This window comes from Chelativorans sp. YIM 93263 (assembly GCF_028767125.1).
GTDB lineage: Bacteria > Pseudomonadota > Alphaproteobacteria > Rhizobiales > Rhizobiaceae > Chelativorans.
This window is the reverse complement of record NZ_JAKCWP010000007.1, coordinates 210,654-236,547: the sequence shown is the minus strand read 5'-3', so window position 1 is coordinate 236,547 and position 25,894 is coordinate 210,654. Positions and strand designations below refer to the sequence as shown.

The window sequence follows — 25,894 nt, the reverse complement described above, 5'->3', positions numbered from 1 at the left end:
AAGGCGTGTCATTAGCAGACTGGTGCGAAACAGAAGCTCAGTTCGCGCACGTGTTCGCGCCGCGTCGATTATTCGCAAACTATTGAAACGCAACTAAAAAAGGTTCCACGAAAGTAAGCTATGCGGCAATCGCGAAGGTGCTATGCATTCTCTGGCATACAAAATTACGAAGAAATCGCTATGTGAACGCTATCGACAACGACTGATTACAGTTTCTTTTGAGGAGAGACTCATGAACATGCACTACAAGGTTGAGGTTCTGCCCAGGCAGGATCAATGGTGGCGGAAGCTGGCCCAGGCGGTCGGGTCCTTCATGAAACGCGTTTCGAACCGCGAGAACATCGTGATGGGAGCTCCTTGGCCAGCCCATAACCGCCACAAGAAGTAGCCTTTTGAGGAAAGCACGCATGCCGGCTTATGCGCCGGTTGCCCGGCGCGGTCGCGTAAGGCTACTAGGCAAAACGTGTGAGCGGCCCCCGCGGACCTTGCCGCCGGGGTCCCACACGCGCCGGCCGGAAAGTGCCGGCCTATCAGAAGCGGCGCTGTCCTTATTGTCAGCTCTGGCGGGCGAACACCATCTGGCGAACGTCGATCGTGCCGGCCCGGAAGCCGGCCTCGCAATAGGCGAGATAGTATTCCCAGAGCCGCCGGAAGCGCTCGTCGAAGCCCATCTGTTCGATCGACGGCCAGGCAGAGCGGAAACGGGTGCGCCAGTCGCTGAGTGTGCGGACATAATCCTGGCCGAAGACTCTCTCGCCAGCCAGCGCGAGCCCGTGCCGGTGGCCTAAGTCGACCAGCACCTGCGGCGCCGGCAACATTCCGCCGGGGAAGACATAGCCACGAATGAAGTCCACGCTGCGCCGGTACTCTGCGAACAGCCGGTCCTGGATGGTGATGGCCTGGATGCCAACCCGCCCATCGGGGCTGAGGCGGTCGCGGAGCTGGGCGAAATAGCGCGGCCAGTGGGCTTCACCGACAGCCTCGATCATCTCGATGGAGGCGATGCGATCATACACACCCACCGCCTCGCGATAGTCCTGGAACTTGATGTCGACGCGCTCCGAAAGTCCGGCCTCGAAAATTCGGCGGCTGGCATAGTCGTGCTGCTCACGGCTGATGGTCAAGGCCGTGACGCGCGCACCATAGGTTCGGGCGACGAATTCCGCAAAGCCTCCCCAGCCGCAGCCGACTTCCAGCACACGCTGGTCTGGCGCCAGGCCGATGCCTTCGGCAAGGGTGCGGTACTTCCGCTCCTGGGCGCCCTTCAGATCGTCGGCCTCGGCACCATAAATCGCAGAGGAATAGGTCATCGAGGGATCGAGCCAGGCGGAGTAGAAGCGATTGCCGAGGTCGTAATGGGCGTGGATGTTGCGCCGTGCCTGGCGCACTGTATTGCGCCGCCGCCAATGACCAAAGCGCTGCCACATGCGCACGAGGCGATTGCTGCTCAATAACTCGTTGGCGGGTTCGCTGTTGCGGACGAACAGATACAACAACTCGGGCAGGTCGGGGGTGTCCCACTCACCGCGCAAATAGCCCTCCGCGGCACCCAGGTCGCCGCTGGCCAGTACCCTCCAGGTACAGCGCGGATCACGGATCTCGATGGTCGCCGAAGGCCCCTCCTGCCGGCCGACAAAAGCGTAGCGCCGGCCATCGGGAAGTCCAACCTCCAGACAGCCGTACTCGAACCGGGCGAGGAAACGCAACGCCAGCCGCAGCGGCAGCGGCAGCCCGCGCGAACTGATTTCGACATTGTCGCGATTGACGATCATGATATCAGACATGGTCAGGCTGGGGCTCTGTCATTCAAATTACCAGTCTCATGCATATGGATAGTGAATAAGCTTCGCAGCATAGATTGTGAGTGGCTTTGGAGCATATAACTTTAAACGCACACACGACCACCCCTCTCCATGTCGCACGCATTATCGCGCAGAATAGCCGAGTGTCGCAGGAAACCTTTGGAAATCAAGGGAGCGGTTGGCGACACGCTGCGACATGTCGAGAAGGGATTCCGATCTAAATCGTTGAAAGGCATGGTGCCCAGGGGCGGAATCGAACCACCGACACGCGGATTTTCAGTCCGCTGCTCTACCAACTGAGCTACCTGGGCATGCCTGTCACCTGCCGGAAACGCTCCGGCCGACAGTGTCGGCGCGTTGGAATTCGCCGAAAGCGCGTGGGTTATAACACGAGATTTTGCTCTGTCCAGCGCCCCGAAACGCAATAACGCGAGTTTTCTTCAGCAGCATTGATCGCAGATCAGCCATTGGCGCTGCTCCCGCCCAATCAGGCCCGCCAGGAGAGCAGCGCGCGCTCGGCCCGGCCGATAAGCCAACTGATGGAAAGACCCAGAACCGAGAGCAAGGCCACACCGGCGATGAGCTGGTCGGTTGCAAAGAGAGCGCCGGCCATCAGAATATAGGCGCCGATGCCGAACTCAGCACCGATCATCTCAGCGGCCACCAGAAGCACAATCGCGATGGACGCGGAAATCCGGAAACCGGATAAGATCGCCGGCATAGCCCCTGGCACGATGATCTTCCGCACGATGGAAAGCCAGGAAAGGCCGAAGGACTGCCCCATTCGGATCAGGTTGCGGTCGACATTGTCAACGCCTCCATAGGTGGCGATTACCGTGGGAAAGAAAGTGCCGAAAAGGATGGTCGCGACTTTCGAGCCCTCGCCGATACCGAACCAGATGATGAAAAGCGGCAGCAGCGCGATCTTTGGAATCGGGAAAAGTGCTGAGACGAGCGGCAGAAGCCCTGCGCGCGCAAGGGAGAAAAGGCCGATCATCAGTCCGACGGCGATCCCGAGCAGACTTCCCAGTGTCCATCCGATGACGAGTCGGTAAAGGCTGGCGCCCACGTGCTTCCACAGCATGCCCGTGACAACCAGGTCCCACAGCGCACCGAGCGCTTCCGAGGGCGCCGGCAGTGCGATTGGGCTGATGACGCCAGTGCGCGAGCCGGCCTCCCACAAGGCGATGATCGCCAAAAACACAACGGCCCCAATGGGACCCATTGGCCGGTGGACAAACCCTCCGCCGCGGAAGGGGACCTGGCGCACCGCACGTTCCTCTTTGTGCTTGCCGGCCGTGCTGCCCAGCACTTGTGTGTCATGCGACATCCGCGATCTCCCTGTCGGCCTCGCGGGCTTCCTCGCGCATGATGTCCCAGACATGGCGCTGCAGCCTGTCGAGTTCGGTGACACGATCTGGCCGTTCCTCGAGGGGCATGTCGATTTCGACGACTTCACGTATCCGCCCGGGGCGGCGCGAAAGAATGATGACGCGGCGGCCCAGCCGCACCGCTTCGGCCAGGTTGTGGGTCACATAGAGCGCGGAAAAGCGCTCGCGCTGCCAAAGCCCGATCAGATCGTCCATCAAAAGCTCGCGCGTCTGGCTATCGAGCGCAGAAAGCGGCTCGTCCATCAGCATGATGGCGGGCTTGACCGCCAAGGCCCGTGCGATCGCCACCCGCTGTTTCATTCCGCCGGAAAGCTGCCGCGGCAGCGCCCCCAAAAAACCGGAAAGGTTGGTGCGCGCAAGCACGTCGGCGATGGTCTCGCGCCTTTCCTGCGCGCTGACGCCGTGGTCTTCCAAAACGAGGCTGACGTTTCCTTCCACGCTTCGCCAGGGCAGAAGGGCAAAATCCTGGAAGATGTATGTGAGTGGGTTAAGGGAGTCCCGTGCCGGCTCTCCCGACAGGAGAACTTCGCCGGCATCCGGCTTTTCCAGCCCGCCGGCGATCCTCAGGAGGGTCGATTTTCCACAGCCCGACGGCCCGACGATACAGACGATCTCTCCGTCACCGATCGTGAAGCCAATGTCTTCCAGCACATTTGTACCGCCATAGCGGTGGCTGATGCGGTCGAGGATCAGTTGCATTTGCGGTCCGGGCGAAGGCCGGCCCGCGAATGACGGGCCGGCGATGTGTCAGTGCGTTTCGACGTAATCCGTGTTCACCAGAACATCCATGGTCACGCCTTCGGGAACGAGCCCTTCGGACTTGAACCACCCCAGCTGGTCTTCCACGCTGGCGAGGCTCAGCGCCGCATTCGGGCTGATGCGCATGGCGCCGGCGCGAATGCGCGGGTCCGCCTTGTCCAGCGGCTGATCGGCATAGATGTACTGGTGGATCATCTCGACGATCCCTGCCGTCTCCTCTTCGCTCATCGTCTTGTCGACAAGTGCGGCGTTATAGTCGTCGATACCCTTGGAAAGCCCGGCCAGGAAACGCTCAACGAGATCGGGATTGTTCTCGGCGTTTTCGGTCGAGGTGAAGACAGTGGTCACCTGATAGCTGTCTATATAGTCGGAGACTTCGCCGATCTCGACGACCTCCTCGCCGGCTGAAAGGGAGTTGGCGAGGTTCGGGACGATCGCCCACGCATCGATTTGACCGCTCTTCAGCGAGGCGATGATGGCAGGCACCTTCTGCAGCGGCTTGAGGCTGATTTCCGAGCGCTCAAAACCTTCCTTGTCGGCGATCTTGTGCGCCATGTAGTGGAAGGAGGAGCCTGCAGTGGTGATGCCGAAGGTCCGTCCGGCAAGGTCCGCCGGGGTCGTCACGCCCTCATCATAGGCGGCCTTGGAGACCAGAATCTTCTGCCCCTCGACCTCGGGGTCCTCCATCAAGGCGCCGCCGATCACCTTGACCGCGCCCTTGTCGGCAAGGCTGATGAGCCCGCCGGAAATAGCGGTCAGGCCGAAATCGACATCGCCGGAGGCGATCGCCACGGCCATGGGCTGGGCGGCCTGAAAGCTGACGAACTCGACATCCAGCCCTTCATCCTCGAAATAACCCTGCGCTTCCGCGATGATACTCGGGGAGTGCGAAGTGAGCGAGGGTATGATGCCGACATTGATTGCGTCGGCGGCGCCGGCCTCGCAAGCCATAAAGCCGAGACTGCCGACCATCACCATGGCGCCAAAGGTTCTGCGTGAGATTGCGAGCATAAAGCCTCCCTTATTGATCTTTTGCTTTTGCCACAGGCTCTTGCATATGCTTTTCGCGCGGGCAAGGAGAAAAATCGCCCTTGTGGGCCGCCTCAGGGAACGTTGTCCATCATACACCGTTCGCTCACCGGAACCGCGAACCGATCCCTGTGTGCGCGGGCCAGCGTCTTCTGAGGCAAGATGACACATAATCTCCCGACCGGCCTGCCGCGAAAGCTGGATTTGCATGTACCGCCTCCATCCGGCGCGGGCGCAGCCGGCTACGACGAGCTCCTTGCGCTTCTGGAAGAGCTCGGGCGGCACCTGGACAGCAATTCGATCGACGAAATTGACCTGCGAGGCTGGGAGCGCACCGTCATCTCTCATCTCTATGGTCGCGAAGTCGATCTCCTCATGCGCGTGCCGAGAGATGCGGAATTCGACACGACGAAGGCTCCCGAGCAACGATGGAAGAACCTTCGTTCCATACTTCTGGAGCGAAAAGGGATCAGCCGTCGGGCCGTGGAAGCAGATCTGGACTGGGACTGAAGCGCCAAACTCCTGCGGATATGAAAAAGCGAGCACGAAATCTTATACTTCCTTTGAGACTTTTCGATCACAGTTCTTGCTTTCCAACCGGCAGGAACGAGGTGCCGCAGATGAATCGATCCTTTCTTTCTCTGACAACCGCAGTTGCATTGTCCGTAACGGTCATGCCGCAAATAACGCAGGCCGCCAGCTTCGATTGCTCGGAAGCGGAGAAACCCGACGAGATTGCCGTGTGCAACACGCCGGAACTTTCGGCGCTCGACAGCGAAATGGGCGCACTGTGGTTCGTCTACAGCAAAATGCCACTCCTGATGGGTGCAAGCGGCGCGCGACATGACGCGGCCGAGGCGTTTCTCAAGACGCGCAGCGAATGCGGCAGCGACACTGAGTGCCTGCGCAATGCCTATCAACAGCGCATCGCCACGCTCAAGGAACAGATCGAACGTTTCATGCCGAGCGATCCGGACGGCGCGGGAGGAGGCTGGTCCTCGAGCGACCTCCCCGCACCCGTGCAATCCATCGTCGCTGGTTATTCCAAACAGTGCGAGGATCTCGGCGGCACGCTGACACCGAGCGCGGATCGGCCGATGGTCATGACGGGCGATCTAGACGGCGACTTCGCTCAGGACTTCGTGCTCAATCCGCAGAACATGGAGTGTTCCGCGGCGGCGACTGCTTTCTGCGGCAATGGCGGCTGTCAGATCGAACTCGCCCTTTCGAGCAAGGATTACCAGGATCCGACGGATATTCTGGGCGGTGCGCCACGGCTCGTGCAGGACGAGGAAGGAACGACGCTCGAAGTCTGGGTCGACGGATCCAACTGCGACACGACGAACGCGCAGGCCTGCCTCGGCCAGTATGGCTGGGACAACGGCGCGCTTGATATCGACTATGAAAGCCGGGAAGAGGAGGACTGAGCGGCAAAATCGGCGGCCGCGCTCAGATGGGCAGCGGTCGGCGTTCCTCGATCGCTTCCATGGCGAAATAGGAGGTTACCGATTCCAGCTCGACCTTCTGGATGAGACGCTGATAAACGCCGTCATAGCTCGCCATATCGGCGGTGACGATGCGCAGCATGTAATCGTAGTCGCCGCCGATCCGGAAGAAATCGACCACTTCGGGAATCGCGGAGACGTGCTGGCGGAAGGCTTTTAGCCAGTCCGCCGAATGGTGGCGCGTCTTGACCATCACGAAAACCACAAGACCGAGGCCGAGCTTGGCCCGGTCGAGATTCACCGTGCGGCTTTTAATGATGCCGCTCGCCTCCAGCGCACGCAAGCGCCGCCAGCAGGCATTCTGCGATAGCCCAATTTTCTGCGCCAGGTCCCGCTGCGACTGGGAAGCATCCCGCTGAAGCTCGCGCAGGATGCGTTCATCGAAAAGATCGAATTTCTCCCGTTTCATGGGGTCATTCAATCGCGATCCGGGCGGGAAGGCAATATCGCGAACGCCAAAAAGCGATCAGTTTCTATCAGGCATTTTTTCCGTTTCGTCCGGCTGCTCGGCCGCCTCGGTGGGCTGCTCGGTGAAGCCTTCGAGATCCGAGACCTCTTGGATATCGCGCTGGATCTCCAGCGGGCTCGTCACATAAGCCGTCGTCAACTCTGCGACGGAGCGCAGGGCATGCGCGTGAATACGCTCATAGCCATGGGAGGCATCGACACCGAAGGCGATGAGTGCGGTGCGCACATCATGCCCCGCCTCCAGAGCGGAAGCCGAGTCGGAGCGGTAATGGCGGAAGATATCCTTCTGGAAGCGGATATCATGTTCCCGGCACAGGTCGACCATCTTCTTGGTGAGGTGATAGTCGAAGGGGCCGGATTGATCCGCCATGCCGATCGTGACTCCGAACTCGGAGGAGTTCTGGCCGGGCGCGGAGGTGCCATTGTCGATGGTGACCATGGAAGCGATCTCCGGGGTGACGATGGCCGACGCGCCAACGCCCACTTCCTCGGAAATGGTGAAGAGCCAGTGCGTATCCACCGGCGTCCGCGCCTCCACGCGTTTGAGCGCCTGAAGGGCGGCCAGCGCGATCGCCACGCCCGCCTTGTCGTCGAGGTGGCGGGATACGATAAAACCGTTGTCAAGAAACTCCGGCTGCGGATCGAAGGCGACATAGTCGCCGATGTCGATGCCCAGATCCATCGTATCTTCACGTGACCAGGTCAGCGCATCGATCCTGAGTTCCACATATTGCCAGCCGACGGGCAACTCGTCGACACCGTCGTTGAAGGTATGCCCCGATGCCTTGAGGGGCAGGACGGTACCGGGAAAGCTGCCTTTCTCGGTGTAGATCGTCACCCGCGCACCCTCGGCGAAGCGGGCGGACCAGTGGCCGATGGGCAGCAGTTCCAACCGCCCGTTCTCCTTGATCTGCTTCACCTGCGCGCCGAGCGTGTCGACATGGGTGATGATGGCGCGCGCTCCGCGCCGACGGGCGCCGCGCCAGATGGCGCGGATGGCGCCACGGCGGGTCAGCTCCGGCTCCAGCCCCAGCCGTTCCAGTTCCTCCGTCACATAGCGCACGATCGTATCGGTGTAGCCGGTGGGGCTGTGAATGGAGAGAAGGTTTCGAAGCTGTTCGCACAGGTAGTCGACGTCGATGGTCAGACGCGTCACGACCTACTCCTCGGGAGTATGCGCCTGCTTCGCTGATTTTAGGCCCGTACGGGGAAACAGAAGATCGACGAAGCGCTCGGCGGTGGGTTGCGGTTCATGATTGGCCAGGCCCGGCCGTTCGTTCGCTTCGATAAAAACATATTCCGGGCGTTTTGGCGACCTCACCATGAGATCTATTCCAACCACCGGTATATCGATGGCGCGCGCAGCCACGCAAGCCGCTTCCGCCAGTTTCGGGTGAACGTCCGCCGTGACATCGTGGATCGAACCGCCCGTGTGCAGGTTTGCCGTCTTGCGCACGATGACCTCTTCGCCTTCGGAAGGCACTGAATCCAGCGCATATCCGGCGTTTGCGAGGCAACGCCGGGTCTCGTCGTCGATTGGGATCGTGCTTTCCCCGCCCGTTGCGGCCGCGCGGCGGCGGGACTGATGCCGGATGAGCGATTCGATCGTTTTGACGCCGTCACCCACCACGCGCGGTGCGCGGCGGACGGCCGCGGCCACCAGCTTGTAATCGATCACCACGAGGCGCAGGTCCTCGCCTTCGAAAAAGGCTTCCAGCAGCACCCGGTCGCAGACCTCGCGGGCGCCCTCGACGGCCCGTTCCACGTCCTCCACCGTTTCCAGCCCGACGGCCACGGCCCGGCCCTGCTCGCCGCGCGCGGGCTTGACCACGACCCGCTCATGCTTTCGGAGGAAATCCTCGATTTCCTCGCGGCCGCTCGAGGCCTCCATCTGTTCGGGCACCTTGATCCCAGCCTTTTCCACGATCCGCCGCGTCACCGCCTTGTCGTCGCAGATCGACATGGCGACACCGGTGGTCAGCTCCGACAGGCTCTCCCGGCAATGAATCGCACGGCCTCCGAAGGAGAGGCGGAAGAAGCCGCCTTCCGCATCCGTGATCTCGACGGCAACGCCACGCCGATGCGCCTCGTCCACGATGATGCGCGCATAGGGATTGAGCTGGTCGTATTCGGCAGGCGGATGGGTGAAGAGCTTCTCGTTGATCGGGTTCTTGCGTTTGACCGCGAAGACCGGAACGCGATGAAATCCGAGTTTTTCATAGAGCGCGATGGCCTGCTCGTTGTCATGCATGACCGACAGGTCCATGTAGCTCGCGCCGCGTGCGCTGAAGTGCTCCGCCAGGCGACGCACCAGCACCTCTCCGACACCGCCGTGCCGACACTGCGGATCGACCGCAAGACACCACAGCGACGACCCGTGTTCCGGGTCGTTGAAGACACGATGGTGATCCACCCCCGTCACTGTGCCGATGACATCGCCGGTCGCCACGTCCTCGGCCACCAGATAGACAACGGCCCGGCTGTCGCGGTTGGTCCAGAAGAAATCAGGTCGCACCGGAACCATGCCGCGGCTGTGATAGATCGCGTTCACGGCCTCCGCGTCGGTCTGCGAAGAAAGCCGGCGGATGAAAAAGCCACGCGGCTGGCGCCGGCTGACCCGGTATGCCGAAAGGTCCAGCCGATAGGTGTGGGAGGGATCGAGGAAGAGCTCCTGCGGCGCAAGGGCCAGAAGCACATGCGGGTCGCGAATATAGAACGCGATGTCGCGCCGCGCCTCGCCTTCCTTCTGCAGTGCAGCCAACAGCGATTTATTGTCCGGGAAGGTCTGGGCGAAGATTAGCCGCCCCCAACCGAGTTCAAGCGTAACCGACTTCAGCCGTTCTGCCTTTTCGTCGTCGCCGTGGGTGATCGCCGGCTTCATGCTCTCGGTCCGCAGCCGCTTGAGACGATGCTCCATCGCCCTGTCAGAGCGTCCCCGCCAGGCGCGTGTCGTTTCGTCTTTTCTGCCCATCAGTCTAGATTCCGTGGGTCTGGAGCCAGAGTTCGAGCAAGCCGACCTGCCACAGGGCCGAGCCGCGCAGGGGGGTTATGTGCTCCGAAGGTGCGGCGTAAAGCATGTCCAGATATTCCTGCCGGAATAAGCCGCGCTCGCGGGCGCTTTGCGAACTCAGGGCATCGCGCACCATCTCCAGATACGGTCCGTCCACATATTTGAGCTGCGGCACCGGGAAATAGCCCTTCTTGCGGTCGATCACCTCGCTCGGGATCACCTGCCGCGCGGCGTCCTTCAGCACGCCCTTGCCGCCGCCCTTCAGTTTTTCCTCGGGTGGTATGCGGGCGGCAAGCTCCACCAGCTCGTGGTCGAGGAAGGGCACGCGCGCCTCCAGCCCCCACGCCATGGTCATGTTGTCGACGCGTTTGACGGGGTCGTCCACCAGCATGACGGAGGAATCGAGCCTGAGCGCTGCGTCCACTGGGGTATCGGCCCCGGGCCGGTTCATGTGCTCGGCGACAAAAGCGCGGCTGACGTCCTCTTCGGTCTGCCATTCCGGCGCGAGCTGGTCTTTCATCCGCTCGTGCGGACGGTCGAAGAACACGTCCGCATAGTCACTCACCACATCGTTCGAATTCATGAGCGGGGGATACCAGTGGTAGCCGCCGAACACCTCGTCGGCCCCTTGCCCCGACTGCACGACCTTGATGTGTTTGGAGACCTCCTTCGACAGGAGATAGAAACCGACGTTGTCGTAGGACACCATCGGCTCGGACATCGCCTGGAAAGTCCCTGGCAGGGATTCCATGAGCTTGTCCGTGGGCACAAAGATTTTATGGTGATCGGTGCCGTAATGCGCCGCGATCAGGTCCGAATAGACGAACTCGTCGCCTTTCTCGCCATTGGCTTCCTCGAAGCCCACCGAGAAAGTCATGAGGCCGTGCTGACCAGCCTCCGCCAGCAGCCCGACGATCAGGCTGGAATCGACCCCTCCCGAAAGCAGAACTCCCACGGGAACATCCGCTACCATGCGCCGTTTGACCGCAAGACGCAGTGCATCTAGCACGCGGTCGCGCCACTCTTCCGCGCCCAGCGAGGCAAGTTCGGGATCGCGCTCATAGGGAGGATTCCAATAGACGCGATCATGCTTCGTACCATCGGTTTCGATAACGCGAATGGTTGCCGGCGGCAGCTTTTTCACGCCATTGAGAATCGTGCGCGGTGGCGGCACGATGGAATGGAACGTCATGTAATGATGCAGCGCCACGCGATCTATCGATGTGCCGACATCGCCGGCGGCCAGCAGCGCGGGCAACGCGGAGGCAAACCGCAGAGCCTGCGGCGTCTCCGAGAGATAGAGGGGTTTGATCCCAAACCGGTCGCGCGCCATGACGACGCGGCCCGTTTCTCGCTCATGCAGCACGAAAGCGAACATGCCGTGGAAGCGCTCCACGCATTTGTCGCCCCAGGCGTGCCAGGCTTTCAGAATCACTTCGGTATCGCCGGTGGAGAAAAAGGAGTAGCCCTTTGCTTCCAGCTCGCCGCGCAGTTCCGGATAATTATAGATGCAGCCGTTGAAACAGATGGTCAGTCCAAGCGCCGGGTCGTCCATTGGCTGGCGGGCCTTGTCCGAAAGATCGATCACCTTCAGCCGCCGGTGTCCAAGCGCCAGATTGCCGTGCAGCACAACGCCCGCGCCGTCCGGCCCGCGGCCGACCAGGCATCCCATCATCTTCGACACGGTTTCCGGCGATGCCGCCGCTCCGTCGAATCTCAGTTCTCCGCAAATCCCGCACATGTGAAGCGGCTGGCCCTCCTCGGTATTGCGTCGCTCAGCATATTAGTTATAGTTCTGATCATTCGATTGTCAAAATGATCTGCCGATGGTGCACCATTTTGAAAACGCCGGGCCGCCGGCCCGGTTCCATCAGGAAGAACTCCGTATCCTGGAGAAGGCATTGCGCCGCATCCTGCGTGCCAACGATCTGCAATCGCGCGCGCTCGCAAGGGTGATCGGCCTGACGGCGCCACAGCTCGTCATCCTGAAGTGCATTGCCGCGCTCGGCGAGGTGACGACCACTGCGCTCTCCGCACAAGCCAATCTCAGTCCCGCCACGGTCACCACGATCCTTGACAAGCTGGAGGAGCGCGGCATCATCCAGCGTTACCGTTCCGCACAGGATCGGCGGGTCGTTCACACGCGCCTCACGGAAAAGGGGATTGCCCTTTTGGCCAACGCGCCGGAACCCTTGGGCGAGAGCTTTGTTACGCGATTCGCAGAGCTTACGCCGGAACGGCGGCGGCAGATCGTGAATGCAGTCTCTTCGCTGGCGGATCTGATGACCCAAAGCGAGGAGAAACCGGACAAGACGCCGTTAAACGGCTGAAGGAGAAACATCCCGGCGTGGCATTTTGCCCCCGATTGCCCGATAGACGTTAGGCCGGGCGCCGATTATTATCAGGCGGCAACCAGGAAGACGAGATGGACTATCAGCGGTTCTTTTCCGAGGCAATCGACCAGCTTCACGCAGAGCGGCGCTACCGCGTCTTTGCCGATCTGGAGCGCATCGCCGGCGCCTTCCCACGCGCAATCTGGCGCTCGGGGCAGGAGGCGCGGGAGATCACAGTATGGTGCTCCAACGATTATCTCGGCATGGGCCAGCATGCCGGCGTGATCGCCGCGATGCAGGAGGCCGCGGGCCGTATGGGCTCAGGCGCCGGCGGTACGCGCAATATCTCCGGCACCAATCACCCGCTGGTGGAGCTCGAGGCCGAGCTTGCCGATCTGCACGGCAAGGAAGCCGCGCTCGTCTTCACCTCCGGCTTCATCTCCAACGAGGCGTCGCTGTCGACCATCGGCAGGCTTTTGCCAAACTGTCTCATCCTGTCCGACGAGCTGAACCACGCCTCGATGATTGAGGGCATCCGCCGCTCCGGCGCGGAAAAGAAGATCTTCCGCCACAACGATCTGGATCATCTGGAAAGCCTGCTCAAAGCTGCGGGGCGGGAGCGCGCGAAGCTGATCGCCTTCGAATCCGTCTATTCGATGGATGGCGACGTCGCCCCCATCGCCGAGATCGCGGATCTCGCCGAAAAGTATAACGCGATGACCTATATCGACGAGGTGCATGCGGTCGGCATGTACGGTCCGCGCGGCGGCGGGATCACCGAGCGCGATGGCCTGGCGCATCGCATGGACATCATCGAGGGCACGCTGGCGAAGGCCTTCGGCGTGATTGGCGGCTATATCACCGGCTCATCCGCCATCATCGATGCCGTGCGCTCCTACGCCCCGGGTTTCATCTTCACGACGGCGCTGCCGCCAGCCATCGCCAGCGCGGCCACCGCCTCGATCCGGCATCTGAAAAGCTCGAACGCTGAACGCAAGGCACACCAGGGCCAGGCGCAACGCGCCAAGGACGTGCTGCGCGCGGCGGGTCTTCCCGTCATGCCGTCCCAAACGCACATCGTGCCTTTGCTGGTCGCTGATCCGGAGCTGTGCAAGAAGGCGAGCGACCGCCTGCTCGAAAAGCACGACATCTACATACAGCCGATCAACTACCCGACGGTCCCGCGCGGCACGGAGCGCCTGCGCATCACGCCCACCCCGTTCCACACGGACGAGCTGATCGAGGGGCTGAGGGACGCTCTTATGGAAACGTGGGAAGCACTCGGCATCGCCTTCACCGAACACCACGAAGCCCCCGCCGCCCAGTCGGACCGGGTCATTCCGCTCGTGGTCTCAAAGTCGGGCGGCTGACCGGTTATTTACCGGTGAACCCCGCACGAGGTGCTCCGGAAGTCTGAAAGGCGGGGGGAAGCTTGTCCGGGATCGCTCCCGTGACGGTGTAACCAGCACTAAGGCTCAGGCATGGTTCCTCGGGTCTCCGCTTCGCTCCGCCGAACGATGACGAGGTTTGTAGGAGCTTCAGCGATCGCCGACGTTCGAGATTAGCGCCGCCATCGAGGTCAATGATAGAGCAAGGCCCATATGTCCTTCGTCATACCAGGGCTCGACCCTGGTATCCATGCCAGAGCATTGACGATAAACGCCGGCGCTTCCGGATAAGCATCCCGCGCGGGGATAAAAAATGGCGCCTCAAACATTTTCTCGGCAGATAAGCAGTTGTTTTTGCTCGATATCAGAAAAAAGTCCGAGCTTTTTTCGGCTGATTTTATCCTACAACGCCCAGCCCCTCTTATCATGCACCCATCGCCCTCGCGGGAACCGGGTCCGGACCGGGGATCAGGGAGGGCGGCGGCAGCCTCCCCCTCCAGGGATCCGGTACCTGGAGGCATGTGAGGGCCCGCAACAGGCCGGCGGCGCCGGGGTGCTGGGTGACAGACAGCATCGCCGGAAAAACCGGGCACCGGGTGAGAGACGGTGTCGGGCAGCTGCGGAGAAGCCGCTAGGACTTCTTCTTCGGCCCGGCCAAGACCACCCCCTAATTGGGTGCAGCCGGGCAGGAGAGGGAAGCCCGAGTGACCGGCCAACCGTGGGACAGCGGCCGGCGGGGCGCGTGGAACGCGCCACATAAATTAATAGAGAGGCTCGGACCACGCGCCCCGTTTCCCGATCTTTGACAAACCCCGGCGGACCACCGCGCGGGAACGAATAGGTATGCCTCCCCTTGAGGACGAGGCCGGCCTTAGCCGACCTTCGCCAAGGCCTGCTCGATATCGGCGATCAGATCGTCGCAATCCTCCAGCCCCAGCGAGAGCCGCAGCGTGCCCGGATTGATGCCGGCTTCAGTGCGTGCTTCCTCGGAGAGGTTCTTGTGTGTCGTGGTCCCGGGATGCGTGATCAGGCTCTTGGCGTCGCCCAGATTGTTGGAAATGCCGATGATCTTTAGTGCGTTCGAGAAGGCGAAGGCATCGTTCTTGCCTCCTCCCACATCGAGGCACACGAGCGTGGAGCCGCCCTTCATCTGGCGCGCGATGAGCTCCGCCTGCGGGTGGTCGGGCCTGCCCGGGTAAACCACGCGGCTGATCTTGGGATGCTCGGCCAAGTAGTCGGCGACACGCCCGGCACTCTCCATCTGTTGGCGAACGCGCACCGACAGGGTTTCGAGCCCCTTGAGCAGTGTCCAGGCATTGAAGGGCGAAAGGCTCGGTCCCGTGTGGCGGAAATAGTCGTGCAGATGCTCGTCGATCCAGTCCCTGTCGGAAAGCACGATGCCGCCCAGACAGCGCCCTTGCCCGTCGATATGCTTCGTGGCCGAATAGACGACCACATGCGCGCCCAGTTCCAACGGCCGTTGCAGGAGCGGCGTGGCAAAGACATTGTCGACCACGAGCCGGGCGCCGATCGTGTTGGCGAGCTTGGCGATACCTGCAATGTCGCAGACCTCGAGCGTCGGATTGGTCGGGCTTTCAAGGAAAAACAGCTTGGTGTTGGGCCGGATGGCTTCTTCCCAGGCTTGCAATGAAGCCCCGTCCACCAGTGTGGTTTCGACGCCGTAACGCGGCATCAAGGTTTCCACAATCCAGCGGCAGGAGCCGAAAAGCGCGCGGGCCGCGACGACGTGGTCACCCGCCCGCAGCGAACACAGAAGCGCGGCCGAAACGGCGGCCATGCCCGAGGCGGTGGCGCGGGCATCCTCCGCGCCTTCCAGCGCGCACATGCGCTTTTCGAACATGTCGACAGTGGGATTGGCGTAGCGCGAATAGATGAAGCCGGGATCTTCACCCTTGAAGCGTGCTTCCGCCGCCTCCGCGCTGTCATAGATGAACCCCTGGGTCAGGAACAGCGCTTCCGACGTCTCGCCGAACTGCGAGCGCTGCGTGCCGCCGTGCACCAGAGCCGTTTGAGCTTTCCAACTGTCTTTGAAATCCGTCATCGCTTCTGCCCAACAAAAAACCGGCCGCAAGGGCCGGTCGAGCATCGAGCGCGGCCTTTTAGCGACTTCTTTTACGTGCCTGCAAGCCGACCGGCCAAATCACCACGGGATAAACTTCTCTTTAGACCCGACAATCCCTTGCGTCAATCTTCGACTGCAGTAAACGTCCGGGATGAGCCTGCGGAGGATCGATTGGCACAGACGGGGATACTGCCGGACCGGGAAATCGCCGCCTTGTTTTCCGACGGCGCGCTTGTCGCGCCGCGGCCGCTTGACGCCGACCAGGTGCAACCCGCCAGCCTCGACCTGCGCCTGGGCAATGTTGCCTATCGCGTCCGGGCGAGCTTTCTGCCGGGCCCGGATTACAAGGTTTCCGAAAAGCTCGAGCGGCTGAAGCTGCACGAACTCCGGTTGGATGAAGAAGGCGCGGTGCTCGAAGTCGGGTGCGTCTACATCGTGCCGCTCATGGAAAGTCTGGCGCTGCCGCCGGATGTCTCCGCCTCTGCAAACCCGAAGAGCTCCACTGGCCGGCTCGACATCTTCACCCGCGTCCTGACCGATCGCGGCCCGGAGTTCGACAAGATCGCGCCCGGCTATTCCGGCCAGCTTTATCTCGAGGTCAGCCCGCGCACGTTCCCTATCGTCGTCAGGCCCGGCTCACGGCTGTCACAGATACGGTTCCGCCGCGGGAATGCACTTCTCGGCGAGGGTGACCTCGCCGGCTTGCATGAAAGGGAAACACTGGTTGCGGCCGAAGCGCCGAACATTTCGGGTGGCGGAATTGCGCTTTCCATCGATCTCGCCGGTAAGCCCGGCGAGCCGGTCGGCTATCGCGCCAAGCACCATACCGGCCTCGTCGATGTGGATCGTAAGGGGGGCTATGAGGTCTCGGATTTCTGGGAACCGCTTTATAACAACGGCTCCAAGGATCTGGTGCTCGATCCGGACGAGTTCTACATCCTCGTCTCACGCGAGGCCGTTCACGTCCCGCCGGCTTACGCTGCCGAGATGACGCCTTTCGACCCGTTGGTCGGCGAATTCCGGGTGCATTATGCTGGCTTTTTCGACCCCGGGTTTGGCCATTCCGCCGCCGGAGGCATGGGAAGCCGCGCCGTTCTGGAAGTGCGCAGTCACGAGGTGCCGTTTATTCTGGAGCACGAGCAGATCGTCGGCCGGCTCGTTTACGAGCATATGAGCGCTCTGCCGCAGGCGCTCTACGGGGCCGATCTCAAGTCGAACTACCAGGGACAGGCGCTCAAGCTCTCCAAACACTTCCGCTGAAGCACCTCTGGCTTCTACTCGACGGCTCGCCGATAGAACGCCAGATCACATAACGAGATTGGCAGAACCACCGCCCCTACGCAATTGATTGAGCATCGGCGTGAAGGCACATAGCCGCCAGATATCGCCGACTCCGGACGTGGTCAGCGAGTTGTGGGGGAATTGTGCCGCAGTGCCGCGACGTCTTTGCGCAGCGCCCTGATCTCCTCGAGGATCGCCTCCTGCTCTTTCTGAAGCGCGTTGCGCTCGGCTGTCGCCTCGGCATCGTGCTCGGCCTGCATGGCCGAGACGATGATGCCGATAAAGAGGTTGAGCACGGTGAAGGTGGTGCAGATGATGAAGGGTATGAAGAACATCCAGGCCCAGGGATAGATATCCATGACCGGGCGCACGATGCCCATAGACCAGCTTTCCAGCGTCATGATCTGGAACAGCGAATAGGCCGACGCGCCGATAGAACCGAACCAGTCGGGGAACGTTCCCCCGAAGAGCTTGGTCGCCATGACCGAGAAGACGTAGAAGACGAGCCCCAGGAGCATCATGATCGAGCCCAGGCCTGGCAGCGCGGCCACCAGCCCGCCCACCACACGCCTGAGCGACGGCACGACGCTGACAAGCCGTAGCACGCGCAGAATACGCAACGCGCGGAGCACGGAAAGATTCTCCGTCGCGGGGACGAGCGCGATGCTGACTACGAGCAGGTCGAATATGCGCCAGGGATCGTGGAAGAAGCGTCCACGGTAAACGGCAATCTTGGCCACGAGTTCGGCTACGAAAACACCGAGGATGAACCGATCAAGAAAGATCAAAAGCGGCCCCGCGGCCTCCATCGCCGCGTGCGAGGTCTCCAGCCCGAGCGTGATCGCGTTGATGATGATGAGGACGGTGATGACCGTCTCGAAGCGGCGGGATTCGACAATCTGTTTGAGCGCGTTCACGGCGGAATTGTTTGTGGTTGTTGCGGGACCGGTCACAGGTGGTACGTGACGGCTCTTGCGTCAAGCCGGCGTTGCGCGGAACGCACGAAATGCCGCTTGACAGAACGCACGGGGATGGCGATGTAATTGCCTGCGTGCGGGTGTAGTTCAGTGGTAGAACGCAAGCTTCCCAAGCTTGATGTCGTGGGTTCGATCCCCATCGCCCGCTCCAATAAACACCTAAAATGCCGGTGCTTACGTGCACCGGATGGGGCCACTAACGACTCGGGCTAAGGAAGCGATACTCGGAAAGACGGATTAATCCTACCGTAACCGGTCGCTAGATCCCTCAACCAAGTCCATCGGCCAGATTCGGCGCACCGTCCCCAACGGATATTCGTCCCTGTACGCAGGCATGGTGGCGAGCAGAGCTTCGGCAAGCGCCTCGCCCAACGCGTGCAGATCCAGGCGGAAGCAGGTGAGGGGCGGGGAGAGAAATTTCGCCTGTGGGCTATCGCGGAAACCGATAACCGCGATATCTTGGCCGGGAGAAAGGCCTGCATCGCTGAGCCCGCGATAGAAGCCGATCGCCGTCGTTTCGTTGACCAGCAATATTGCCGTCGGGCGATCTTTCATTGAGGCAATCTTCCTTGCCATTTCGTAGCCGCCTGCTTCGTTCGGTGGCGAGCGCAGAACGCGATCTGCGGGCAAGGACAGGCCATGCGCAGCGAGGGTCTTTTCTGCAATTTCTATGAAGATATAGCCCAGATTGGCGTCGTCCGCCGGAGCGGCGATGGCGATGTCGCGATGCCCCTGGGCCACGAAACGGTCGATGCCGATACGGGCGAAGCTCTCGAAATCGAGATCGATCCAGGGGTGTCCTGCGTCGGATTCGCTGCGCCCGAGCGCGATGAAGGATATTCCTCTTTCGGCCAACAGGTCGATGCGCGGGTCATTTCTGCGCGTGGCCGATATGATGAGCGCGTCAGCAAACCCGCGCGCGACTGTCCTGCGCAAATACGCGTCCGGATCCTCGCGAGAGGAGCAGAGGAGCACCACGAGATCAAGTCCATGGCGGGAGAAAACGGCCTGGATGCCATCGAACACGCTCATAAAAAACGTGTCGCCTTCACCCGTGATCTCCGAGCCGGTTTGCATCATGAAGCCGATAACGCCCGTTGCGCCCTTGCGCAGGGAGCGGCCCGCCTGGTTGGGTGCATAGCCGAGCTCCGCCGCTGCTTCCAACACGCGCTGGCGCGTTTCAGCGTTTACGTCGGGCCGTCCGTTGAGCGCCCGTGACACGGTGCCGATTGAGATATCCAGATGTTGGGCGAGACGCCTGATTCCGACCATGCTTCGACTTCTGTTCCTTCAGACCACTCGACGTATTGAGCCTAACCGAAACGTGCGCGCCTGTAATTCATGCGCGCGAGCTTTAACGAGACTTAGCTTCCGGTGAAAGGTTGGCCCTTCCAGACGAGCGCGATGCAAGATCAAAAAAGAGCTTCATACGACTTCTTTCGTAAACGTTTCCGATTTCCTATTGACATAATTCCGTTGGTGATCCTATCGTCGTAAACGTTTACGGAGCAGAGGACAAGGCGGGCGCTAGGGCTGCAGCACGCCAGAGGGAGGAAAGGTTAGTGAAAAAGGCCGTTCTCGCGGGGTGTGGCGCCATGGCCAAGGGCTGGGTGCGGGCGTTGCAGGAGATGCCTTCGCTTTCCGACCGAATCGAGATTGCCGGCCTCGTGGATGTTGACGAGGCTGTGGCGCGCTCAATAGCGGCCGAGTTTGGCCTTTCGGCCGAGACCGGAACCGACCTTCCAGCAATGCTGCAATCGGTCGAAGCCGATATACTGTTCGATGTCGTACCGCCTGCGGCGCGCAAACCAGTTGTCCTTGCCGGGTTGGAACAGGGCTGCCATGTGCTCAGCGAAAAGCCGATGGCCACGTCCTTGGAGGATGCGAAGCTCCTCATATCGGTGGCGGAGGAAACCCGGCGCGTTCATGCCATCGTTCAAAACCGCCGCTTCATTTCAGGTGTGCGGCGCATTCGCCGTTTTCTGGAGAGCGGTGCCATCGGTCAGCTCACCGGCCTCCATTGCGACTTCTTCCTCGCCCCCCACTTTGGCGGATTTCGCGAGGAGATGGACCATGTCCTGCTCCTCGACATGGCTATTCACACCTTTGATGCCGCACGTTTCATGGCGGGCAAGGTGCCTCTGGCCGTCTATGCACACGAAACCAATCCAAAGGGGTCGTGGTATGCCCATGGCGCGGCGGCAAACGCGATTTTCGAGTTCTCCGAAGACGTGACCTTCACCTACCGCGGTTCCTGGTGCGCCGAAGGGGCACCGACCAGTTGGGAGGCCGCGTGGCGTTTCACAGGGACGAAGGGTTCGCTGCTTTGGGATGGTCAAGAAGGCTTTGAAGCACGGGTTGTGGCAAGTGAAGGCAAGTTCCTGAACGATCTCAAACCGCTCGCCGTGCCGGATGCTCCCGAAAAGGAAAAGACGCGAGGGCACGCAAGCGTCATTCAGGAATTTCTTGCTGCGATAGAGGAGGGCCGCAGGCCAGAGACGGACGGGGTGGACAACATCAAGAGCCTCGCAATGGTCTTTGCAGCCATCCAAAGCGCGGAAACCCGCAGCCGGGTTGAAATCAGATAACAGGAAGGAAAAAGCGTGGACGATCCAGTCAAATCCATCCGCATCGGCACTATGGTCAAGGGGACGCGCGCTCGTGCGGACGAGACGATTGCCGCGCTAGCCGAGCACGGGTTTGAAAGCTTTCAGCCCTTCTTCTGGCAGACGACGGAAGGTCAGGACCTCGCGGAACTGGGAAAACGTTGCCTCGACGCCATCGGGGACCGCGACATCACAATCTCCACCATCGGCATGTTCGGCAATCCATTGGAGGACGAGCCGCTGGATCGCGAAACCTTGGAGGGGTGGAAGCAGTGTATCGACAATGCACATCACTTCGGCGCCTCCTGTGTGGCTGGCTTTACAGGGCGCGTGCGCGGACGGCCGATCGAGGAGAGTCTGCCCCGCTACAAGGAGGTCTGGTCAGATCTTGCCAGGCGTGCGGCCGATCGTGGCGTGCGGATCGCGTTTGAGAACTGTGCGATGGACGGGAACTGGCAGACCGGCGACTGGAACATCGCGCACAACCCGGACGCCTGGGAACTGATCTTCAACGAAACGCCGGACGAGCACATCGGGCTGGAATGGGAACCCTGCCACCAGATGGTCTATCTCATCGATCCGATCCCGCAGATTCGCAAATGGGCTCACAAGTTTTTTCACATACACGGCAAGGACGCGACCATCCGCTGGGATGTGATCCGCGAGCACGGGGTCTTCGGCAAGCATCCTTTCGTTTTCATGCGTACGCCGGGTTTCGGCGACAACAATTGGACCGACATCATCTCGGAACTTCGGCTGGCCGGCTGGGGCGGCTCCATAGATATCGAGGGCTGGCACGATCCGGTCTATCGCGATGCGCTGGAAATGACCGGCCAAGTGCGTGCGCTCGAGTATCTCAAGCAATGCCGGGGCGGGAGTTTCGTCGCCGGATAGTGCGCGGGGCCCAACCGGAGGAGGCGGGATTCGCAGTGAAACTGGACGCAACCGCAGGAGGGAGGAAAGAATGAAATCGACCATACTTGCATTCGCAGCAGCCGGACTTCTGGCTTCCACCGCCATGGCATCGGCCGAGCAGGTGACGCTCGACCTTTGGACGATCGATGATCCCGGCGAGTATCACTATGTTCTCGCCGAAGAGTTTATGGAAGAACACCCCGACATCACCGTTAACGTGCGCACGGTACAGTTCAGGGACATGGTGAACGATCTGGCGCGTGCCGTGGCGACCGGCAATGGGCCTGACATCACCTATATCGACAATCCCGAGGTGGCGCTCTTCGCCTCCCGCGGACTATTGCTGGACCTCACGCCTTACATCGAGAAGTCCGAGGTGGTGAATGCCGAAGACATTTATCCGGGCCCACTTGCCTCGGTGACCTGGGACGGCGGCATCTACGGTCTGCCGCGCGGAGCAAATACGATTGCACTCTACTACAATGCCGACAAGTTTCGCGAGGCTGGGCTCGACCCGGACAATCCGCCCAAGACGTGGGACGAGCTTTACCAGGCGGCTAAGGTGCTGACCAAGCCGGAGGAGAACGCGTACGGGATCGCCTTTTCTGCGGTGGCGACCGAAGAGGGCACGTTCCAATTTTTGCCGTGGCTGCAGATGACCGGAGGAGACTATGACAATGTGGCCACGGAAGGCGGGGCACGCGCTCTCAATTTCTGGAAGCGCCTGCTCGACGAGGGGCTCGCTTCTCCCGATACGCTGATCCGGAGCCAGTGGGATTCCACGGGAACCTTCAACACCGGCAGTGCCGCCATGGCCATCTCCGGTCCCTGGGAACTGCCGCGCATGAGCGAGGAGGCGGAGTTCGACTACCGGGCCGCGCTTCTCCCTATTCCGGAGGAAGGCGCGGAACGGGCCTCCGCCCTGGGCGAAGGTGACAATGTCATCCTGGCCAACAGCGACAACCCGGAAGAGGCGTTCCTTTTCCTTGAATTTCTCTACGAGCAGATGCCGCGCGTCTGGAACGAGTTCGGCTATCTGCCCGCCTCCAGGGTGGAGGTGAACGATCCGAAAACCCCGACCATTTACGCGGTCTTCGAAGAGAGCATGAAATATGCGCGCAATCGTGGCCCGCATCCCGAGTGGCCGCGAATTTCAAAGGCCGTTCAGGAGGCCATCCAGTCGACACTAACCGGTCAGACGGACGCGGGAACCGCGCTTGAAACCGCGCAGCAGAAGATCGACGGCGTACTCGGCGAATAGTCTCCCTCCCGAGACTGGTTACGGGCGGCGCTTTGGCCGCCCGTAACCCCGCAGGAGAATTGCTCATGGCACATTTCTGGAGTTCCATACGCGACAGTCGCGGTTTCGATGCTCTGCTCGTGTGGCTGGCGCTCGGCTATCTCACTGTCTTCTCGGCCTTTCCACTCGTCTACAACTTCGTCATTTCCCTCCAGACGGTGGATCTTTTCTCTCTGGCATCCTTCGACCGGCCATTCGTCGGACTAGAGAATTATCGCGAAGTGCTCAGCGATCCCGTTGCGGGCACTGTACTGTGGAACACGATCCGCTTTGTCGTCCTTTCGGTCGTGTTTCAACTTTTGATCGGTTTCGGCCTGGCGCTTTTCTTTCAGCAGGATTTTCCAGGCTCCTCGTATCTGCGTGGTCTCTTCTTGGCCGGCTGGATCATGCCGGCGCTGGTTGTTGGCGCCGTGTGGAGCTGGATTCTGGCAGGCGACTTCGGCGTTTTAAACTATGTACTGCGATCGTTCGGGCTGATCGACGAAAACATCTTCTGGCTCTCCGATCATCAGGTTTCCCTCTATTCGGTCATCATCGCCAATATATGGCTCGGTGTGCCCTTCAACATGATCCTGCTTTCGGTGGGCCTCGCCAGCATCCCGCAGGACCTTTACGAGGCGGCGGAACTGGATGGAGCGGGTGCCTGGCAGCGTTTTTACACGATAACGCTGCCCTTGATGCGCGCGCCGCTGGGTGCGGTGGTTTCACTCGGCATCATCTTTACGCTGCAGCAGTTCGACCTGTTCGCCGCACTTACACAGGGAGGGCCGTCCAATGCATCCAACGTTGCCCAATACTGGTCGTGGCAGCTTTCTTTCCAGACCTATCAGATCTCGCGTGGCAGCGTGGTGTCGGTGCTAATGATCGTCTTCGTGATTGGCGTGGCGGCGATCTACACGCGGTCGACCCGGTATGAGCAGAACTACTGAAGGGGCACCGGCGTGAAAAAATACATATTGCTCGCCTTCGCCATCCTGTTTGTGGGGATTTACCTTTTCCCGCTCTACTGGATGTATGTGACCGGGCTGAAAGCCGGCTCCGAAATCTTCCGTTTTCCGCCTACGTTCTGGCCGCAGACCCTGCACTTCAATGTCGTGGACATCTGGGTGCGGCTGCGCATGGACCGCTTTCTTACCAACTCGCTGATCATTGCGCTGGGCGCTACCGCTATCATCGTGGCGGTGGGGACCGGCTGCGCCTATGCGCTGGCGCGCGTGCGCTCCATCTGGATGGACGTGGCGCTCTTTGCCACGCTGATGATGCAGGTGCTCCCATCCTCGCTGATGATTACCCCCATCTTCGTGTCCTTCAACATGGTCGGTTTGCTCGAGTATCCGCGCCTTGCGGTCGTGCTGGCCCAGGCCGCCAAGCTCCTGCCCCTCTACATCGTCTTATGCCGGACCGCGTTCATGCAGGTGCCGCGGGAACTCGAAGAAGCAGCCCTTGTGGATGGAAACTCGCGCATGGGTGCGTTCTTTCAGATCGCAGTTCCGCTCGCGCGCAACGGCATCCTGGTGACCTCTGTTCTCGTCTTTCTGCAATCCTTCGGCGAATACGTCTATTCACGTTCGCTGATTGGCGAACGGGCCCTGCAGCCCGCCACCGTCGGCCTGCAATCCTTCATGGGGCCTAATACCAGCGACTGGTCGGGCGTCATGACATACTCGGCCATTTACGTCACGCCCATTCTCATCGTCTTCGTGCTGCTGCAGCGGCGCATCGTCAGCGGTCTGACCGCGGGAGCCCTGAAATGACCTCAATGGCGCAAATCGAACTGGAGCACGTGGACAAGCATTATGGCCAGTTCCACGCACTGAAGGACATCAACCTTACCATCCCCAAGGGAAGTTTCGTTGCTCTGGTGGGACCTTCCGGCTGCGGAAAATCCACCTTGCTGCGTTCACTGGCAGGACTGGAATCCATTTCCGGTGGCACAATGAAGATCGCGGGTGAACGTATGAACGGCGTGCCGCCGCGCCGGCGCGATGTGGCGATGGTGTTTCAGTCCTATGCGCTCTATCCGCATATGACGGTCAGGGAGAACCTGACGTATTCGATGCGGCTGAATCGCAGGCCGAAGGAAGAATGTGAGAAGGCGGCGAAAGACGTGGCGGCGATAACCGGGCTTGACGAATTGCTCGATCGCTATCCGCGGCAGCTTTCGGGTGGCCAGCGCCAGCGCGTCGCCATGGGGCGTGCAATCATCCGAGACCCCAAGGCGTTTCTCTTCGATGAGCCGCTGTCCAACCTCGATGCAGCACTGCGGGTGCACATGCGCAAGGAGATTCGATCACTGCATGACCGGCTCCGGGCGACCTCGGTTTACGTTACCCACGATCAGGTCGAGGCCATGACGATGGCCGACCACGTGGTGGTGCTGCGGGACGGCATTATCGAGCAACAAGGCGCACCTCTCGAGCTTTACGATCATCCGGCAAACCGCTTTGTCGCCGGCTTCATCGGCTCACCTGCGATGAACTTCATCGATGCTGCCGTAAGCGAGACGGGAGACGCGATCGTCCTTGAAGGACTCGATGCCGTCCTTCCGATCGACCGGCGGCTGCAGCCTGGCCGCCAAGTTAAAGCCGGCCTACGGCCAGAGCACCTCCGCCTCGGTGCACCGGAGAATTCCTCGATCCGTCTTGAAATCGCTGTCGTCGAATTCACGGGCGCTGCGAGTTACCTCTCTTCGGCGACGGATCCGGAGTTGACCATCTTCCATGCCGGGCGGGTGGAGGTGAAATCGGGAGAAGTGGTCGGCGTGAGCATCGCGCCAGAACTCGTTCATCTTTTCGACCCGGTCACTGAGGAGCGCATTCTAGCGCAGTCCGGTTCAGAATAACCATACCCGCTGTTCCGCTTCCTGCGCGGGCTCCTGAACGAAGACTGCGGGAGCTTGCCAAGCGCATTTCACTTCACGCTGCGTTCTCGGGCAGAAGGAGAACCTCGGCTGGTTCCCGAACACCAAGCCTGTCTGCGCGAACACAGGCCGCCCACCTCAACGTTGGGAACCACAGGACGGCTACATGCCGGGCAAATGGCCGCTT

The 25,894-nt window shown here is 60.9% G+C and carries 23 protein-coding genes, 2 tRNA genes and 1 riboswitch; of the genes, 13 read left to right on the top strand and 12 right to left on the bottom strand.

Annotated elements, in window-relative coordinates; genetic code table 11:
• Positions 1–232: 232 nt before the first annotated feature.
• The gene (locus LY631_RS15415) at positions 233–388 is read left to right on the top strand and encodes a hypothetical protein (RefSeq protein ID WP_274426474.1); all 156 of its coding nucleotides are present in this window, start codon (positions 233–235) and stop codon (positions 386–388) included.
• A gap of 166 nt (positions 389–554) precedes the next feature.
• Here LY631_RS15415 and LY631_RS15410 read toward each other — a convergent pair whose 3' ends face one another.
• From LY631_RS15410 to LY631_RS15390, 5 genes are all read right to left on the bottom strand, one after another.
• A complete protein-coding gene (locus LY631_RS15410; protein ID WP_274426473.1) occupies positions 555–1,784 on the bottom strand; it encodes an SAM-dependent methyltransferase in 1,230 nt (409 codons plus the stop codon).
• Positions 1,785–2,037: 253 nt separating this feature from the next.
• A tRNA-Phe gene (locus LY631_RS15405) sits at positions 2,038–2,113 on the bottom strand.
• Between the two features lie 176 nt (positions 2,114–2,289).
• Positions 2,290–3,132: an ABC transporter permease gene (locus LY631_RS15400; protein ID WP_274426472.1), complete on the bottom strand. Its 843-nt coding sequence runs from the start codon at positions 3,130–3,132 to the stop codon at positions 2,290–2,292.
• Complete coding sequence (locus LY631_RS15395) at positions 3,122–3,892, bottom strand: ABC transporter ATP-binding protein (RefSeq protein ID WP_274426471.1); 771 nt, start codon at positions 3,890–3,892, stop codon at positions 3,122–3,124. Before LY631_RS15395 ends, LY631_RS15400 begins: the two co-directional genes overlap by 11 nt.
• A gap of 48 nt (positions 3,893–3,940) precedes the next feature.
• On the bottom strand, positions 3,941–4,963 hold the full coding sequence (locus LY631_RS15390; protein ID WP_274426470.1) for an ABC transporter substrate-binding protein: 1,023 nt from the start codon (positions 4,961–4,963) through the stop codon (positions 3,941–3,943).
• 180 nt (positions 4,964–5,143) lie between these two features.
• Between LY631_RS15390 and LY631_RS15385 the strand changes: the two genes are divergently transcribed.
• Both LY631_RS15385 and LY631_RS15380 read left to right on the top strand, forming a co-directional pair.
• Complete coding sequence (locus LY631_RS15385; RefSeq protein ID WP_274426469.1) at positions 5,144–5,491, top strand: hypothetical protein; 348 nt, start codon at positions 5,144–5,146, stop codon at positions 5,489–5,491.
• A gap of 110 nt (positions 5,492–5,601) precedes the next feature.
• Positions 5,602–6,408, top strand: coding sequence for a lysozyme inhibitor LprI family protein (locus tag LY631_RS15380; RefSeq protein ID WP_274426468.1), 807 nt, complete (start codon positions 5,602–5,604; stop codon positions 6,406–6,408).
• A gap of 22 nt (positions 6,409–6,430) precedes the next feature.
• Here LY631_RS15380 and LY631_RS15375 read toward each other — a convergent pair whose 3' ends face one another.
• From LY631_RS15375 to LY631_RS15360, 4 genes are read right to left on the bottom strand one after another with little or no spacing between them, the layout of a single operon-like run.
• Positions 6,431–6,895, bottom strand: coding sequence for an Lrp/AsnC family transcriptional regulator (locus tag LY631_RS15375; protein WP_274426467.1), 465 nt, complete (start codon positions 6,893–6,895; stop codon positions 6,431–6,433).
• A gap of 57 nt (positions 6,896–6,952) precedes the next feature.
• Positions 6,953–8,110, bottom strand: a complete 1,158-nt coding sequence (locus LY631_RS15370) for an osmoprotectant NAGGN system M42 family peptidase (RefSeq protein WP_274426466.1) — start codon at positions 8,108–8,110, stop codon at positions 6,953–6,955.
• 3 nt (positions 8,111–8,113) lie between these two features.
• Complete coding sequence (gene ngg / locus LY631_RS15365) at positions 8,114–9,925, bottom strand: N-acetylglutaminylglutamine synthetase (RefSeq protein ID WP_274426465.1); 1,812 nt, start codon at positions 9,923–9,925, stop codon at positions 8,114–8,116.
• Positions 9,926–9,929: 4 nt separating this feature from the next.
• Positions 9,930–11,705, bottom strand: coding sequence for an N-acetylglutaminylglutamine amidotransferase (locus LY631_RS15360; RefSeq protein WP_274426464.1), 1,776 nt, complete (start codon positions 11,703–11,705; stop codon positions 9,930–9,932).
• A gap of 85 nt (positions 11,706–11,790) precedes the next feature.
• Here LY631_RS15360 and LY631_RS15355 point away from each other — a divergent pair, with 85 nt between their 5' ends.
• Entirely contained in the window at positions 11,791–12,294 is a 504-nt protein-coding gene (locus tag LY631_RS15355) for a MarR family winged helix-turn-helix transcriptional regulator (RefSeq protein ID WP_274426463.1), read from the top strand.
• Between the two features lie 95 nt (positions 12,295–12,389).
• A complete protein-coding gene (gene hemA / locus LY631_RS15350) occupies positions 12,390–13,667 on the top strand; it encodes a 5-aminolevulinate synthase (RefSeq protein WP_274426462.1) in 1,278 nt (425 codons plus the stop codon).
• Between the two features lie 889 nt (positions 13,668–14,556).
• Here the strand turns inward: hemA and LY631_RS15345 are convergent.
• Positions 14,557–15,747 (bottom strand): O-succinylhomoserine sulfhydrylase, encoded by a 1,191-nt coding sequence (locus tag LY631_RS15345; RefSeq protein WP_274426461.1) that lies wholly within the window; start codon positions 15,745–15,747, stop codon positions 14,557–14,559.
• A 38-nt stretch (positions 15,748–15,785) separates the two neighbouring features.
• Positions 15,786–15,863: riboswitch (SAM riboswitch) on the bottom strand.
• 76 nt (positions 15,864–15,939) lie between these two features.
• On the opposite strand from LY631_RS15345, the gene LY631_RS15340 reads away from it, so the two are divergent.
• Positions 15,940–17,028, top strand: coding sequence for a 2'-deoxycytidine 5'-triphosphate deaminase (locus LY631_RS15340; protein WP_274426460.1), 1,089 nt, complete (start codon positions 15,940–15,942; stop codon positions 17,026–17,028).
• Between the two features lie 143 nt (positions 17,029–17,171).
• On the opposite strand, the gene LY631_RS15335 is transcribed toward LY631_RS15340, so the two are convergent.
• On the bottom strand, positions 17,172–17,966 hold the full coding sequence (locus tag LY631_RS15335; protein ID WP_274426459.1) for an ion transporter: 795 nt from the start codon (positions 17,964–17,966) through the stop codon (positions 17,172–17,174).
• Positions 17,967–18,102: 136 nt separating this feature from the next.
• Between LY631_RS15335 and LY631_RS15330 the strand changes: the two genes are divergently transcribed.
• Positions 18,103–18,177 (top strand) — tRNA-Gly (locus LY631_RS15330).
• 92 nt (positions 18,178–18,269) lie between these two features.
• On the opposite strand, the gene LY631_RS15325 is transcribed toward LY631_RS15330, so the two are convergent.
• Positions 18,270–19,298 carry a LacI family DNA-binding transcriptional regulator gene (locus LY631_RS15325; RefSeq protein WP_274426458.1) on the bottom strand — a complete coding sequence of 343 codons (1,029 nt, stop codon included), beginning with the start codon at positions 19,296–19,298 and terminating at the stop codon, positions 18,270–18,272.
• A 290-nt stretch (positions 19,299–19,588) separates the two neighbouring features.
• Between LY631_RS15325 and LY631_RS15320 the strand changes: the two genes are divergently transcribed.
• The 6 genes from LY631_RS15320 (at position 19,589) to LY631_RS15295 (ending at position 25,689) form a co-directional block, all read left to right on the top strand.
• The gene (locus tag LY631_RS15320) at positions 19,589–20,614 is read left to right on the top strand and encodes a Gfo/Idh/MocA family protein (RefSeq protein ID WP_274426457.1); all 1,026 of its coding nucleotides are present in this window, start codon (positions 19,589–19,591) and stop codon (positions 20,612–20,614) included.
• A 15-nt stretch (positions 20,615–20,629) separates the two neighbouring features.
• A complete protein-coding gene (locus tag LY631_RS15315; RefSeq protein WP_274426456.1) occupies positions 20,630–21,526 on the top strand; it encodes a sugar phosphate isomerase/epimerase family protein in 897 nt (298 codons plus the stop codon).
• A gap of 70 nt (positions 21,527–21,596) precedes the next feature.
• Entirely contained in the window at positions 21,597–22,808 is a 1,212-nt protein-coding gene (locus tag LY631_RS15310; RefSeq protein WP_274426455.1) for an ABC transporter substrate-binding protein, read from the top strand.
• 65 nt (positions 22,809–22,873) lie between these two features.
• Positions 22,874–23,776 carry a carbohydrate ABC transporter permease gene (locus LY631_RS15305; protein ID WP_274426454.1) on the top strand — a complete coding sequence of 301 codons (903 nt, stop codon included), beginning with the start codon at positions 22,874–22,876 and terminating at the stop codon, positions 23,774–23,776.
• Between the two features lie 12 nt (positions 23,777–23,788).
• Positions 23,789–24,601, top strand: a complete 813-nt coding sequence (locus tag LY631_RS15300; protein WP_274426453.1) for a carbohydrate ABC transporter permease — start codon at positions 23,789–23,791, stop codon at positions 24,599–24,601.
• Positions 24,598–25,689, top strand: a complete 1,092-nt coding sequence (locus LY631_RS15295; RefSeq protein ID WP_274426452.1) for an ABC transporter ATP-binding protein — start codon at positions 24,598–24,600, stop codon at positions 25,687–25,689. The genes LY631_RS15300 and LY631_RS15295 overlap by 4 nt, the downstream gene beginning before the upstream one ends.
• The last annotated feature ends 205 nt before the right edge of the window (positions 25,690–25,894 follow it).

What these genes read in the sequence shown, in the direction of transcription:
- LY631_RS15310 (WP_274426455.1), top strand. Translation starts at nt 21,597, where the DNA reads ATGAAATCGACCATACTTGCATTCGCAGCAGCCGGACTTCTGGCTTCC.
- LY631_RS15375 (WP_274426467.1), bottom strand. Translation starts at nt 6,895, where the DNA reads ATGAAACGGGAGAAATTCGATCTTTTCGATGAACGCATCCTGCGCGAG.
- LY631_RS15380 (WP_274426468.1), top strand. Translation starts at nt 5,602, where the DNA reads ATGAATCGATCCTTTCTTTCTCTGACAACCGCAGTTGCATTGTCCGTA.
- hemA (WP_274426462.1), top strand. Translation starts at nt 12,390, where the DNA reads ATGGACTATCAGCGGTTCTTTTCCGAGGCAATCGACCAGCTTCACGCA.
- LY631_RS15325 (WP_274426458.1), bottom strand. Translation starts at nt 19,298, where the DNA reads ATGGTCGGAATCAGGCGTCTCGCCCAACATCTGGATATCTCAATCGGC.
- LY631_RS15400 (WP_274426472.1), bottom strand. Translation starts at nt 3,132, where the DNA reads ATGTCGCATGACACACAAGTGCTGGGCAGCACGGCCGGCAAGCACAAA.
- LY631_RS15355 (WP_274426463.1), top strand. Translation starts at nt 11,791, where the DNA reads ATGGTGCACCATTTTGAAAACGCCGGGCCGCCGGCCCGGTTCCATCAG.
- LY631_RS15390 (WP_274426470.1), bottom strand. Translation starts at nt 4,963, where the DNA reads ATGCTCGCAATCTCACGCAGAACCTTTGGCGCCATGGTGATGGTCGGC.
- LY631_RS15395 (WP_274426471.1), bottom strand. Translation starts at nt 3,892, where the DNA reads ATGCAACTGATCCTCGACCGCATCAGCCACCGCTATGGCGGTACAAAT.
- LY631_RS15305 (WP_274426454.1), top strand. Translation starts at nt 22,874, where the DNA reads ATGGCACATTTCTGGAGTTCCATACGCGACAGTCGCGGTTTCGATGCT.
- LY631_RS15415 (WP_274426474.1), top strand. Translation starts at nt 233, where the DNA reads ATGAACATGCACTACAAGGTTGAGGTTCTGCCCAGGCAGGATCAATGG.
- ngg (WP_274426465.1), bottom strand. Translation starts at nt 9,925, where the DNA reads ATGGGCAGAAAAGACGAAACGACACGCGCCTGGCGGGGACGCTCTGAC.
- LY631_RS15385 (WP_274426469.1), top strand. Translation starts at nt 5,144, where the DNA reads ATGACACATAATCTCCCGACCGGCCTGCCGCGAAAGCTGGATTTGCAT.
- LY631_RS15410 (WP_274426473.1), bottom strand. Translation starts at nt 1,784, where the DNA reads ATGTCTGATATCATGATCGTCAATCGCGACAATGTCGAAATCAGTTCG.
- LY631_RS15345 (WP_274426461.1), bottom strand. Translation starts at nt 15,747, where the DNA reads ATGACGGATTTCAAAGACAGTTGGAAAGCTCAAACGGCTCTGGTGCAC.
- LY631_RS15360 (WP_274426464.1), bottom strand. Translation starts at nt 11,705, where the DNA reads ATGTGCGGGATTTGCGGAGAACTGAGATTCGACGGAGCGGCGGCATCG.
- LY631_RS15295 (WP_274426452.1), top strand. Translation starts at nt 24,598, where the DNA reads ATGACCTCAATGGCGCAAATCGAACTGGAGCACGTGGACAAGCATTAT.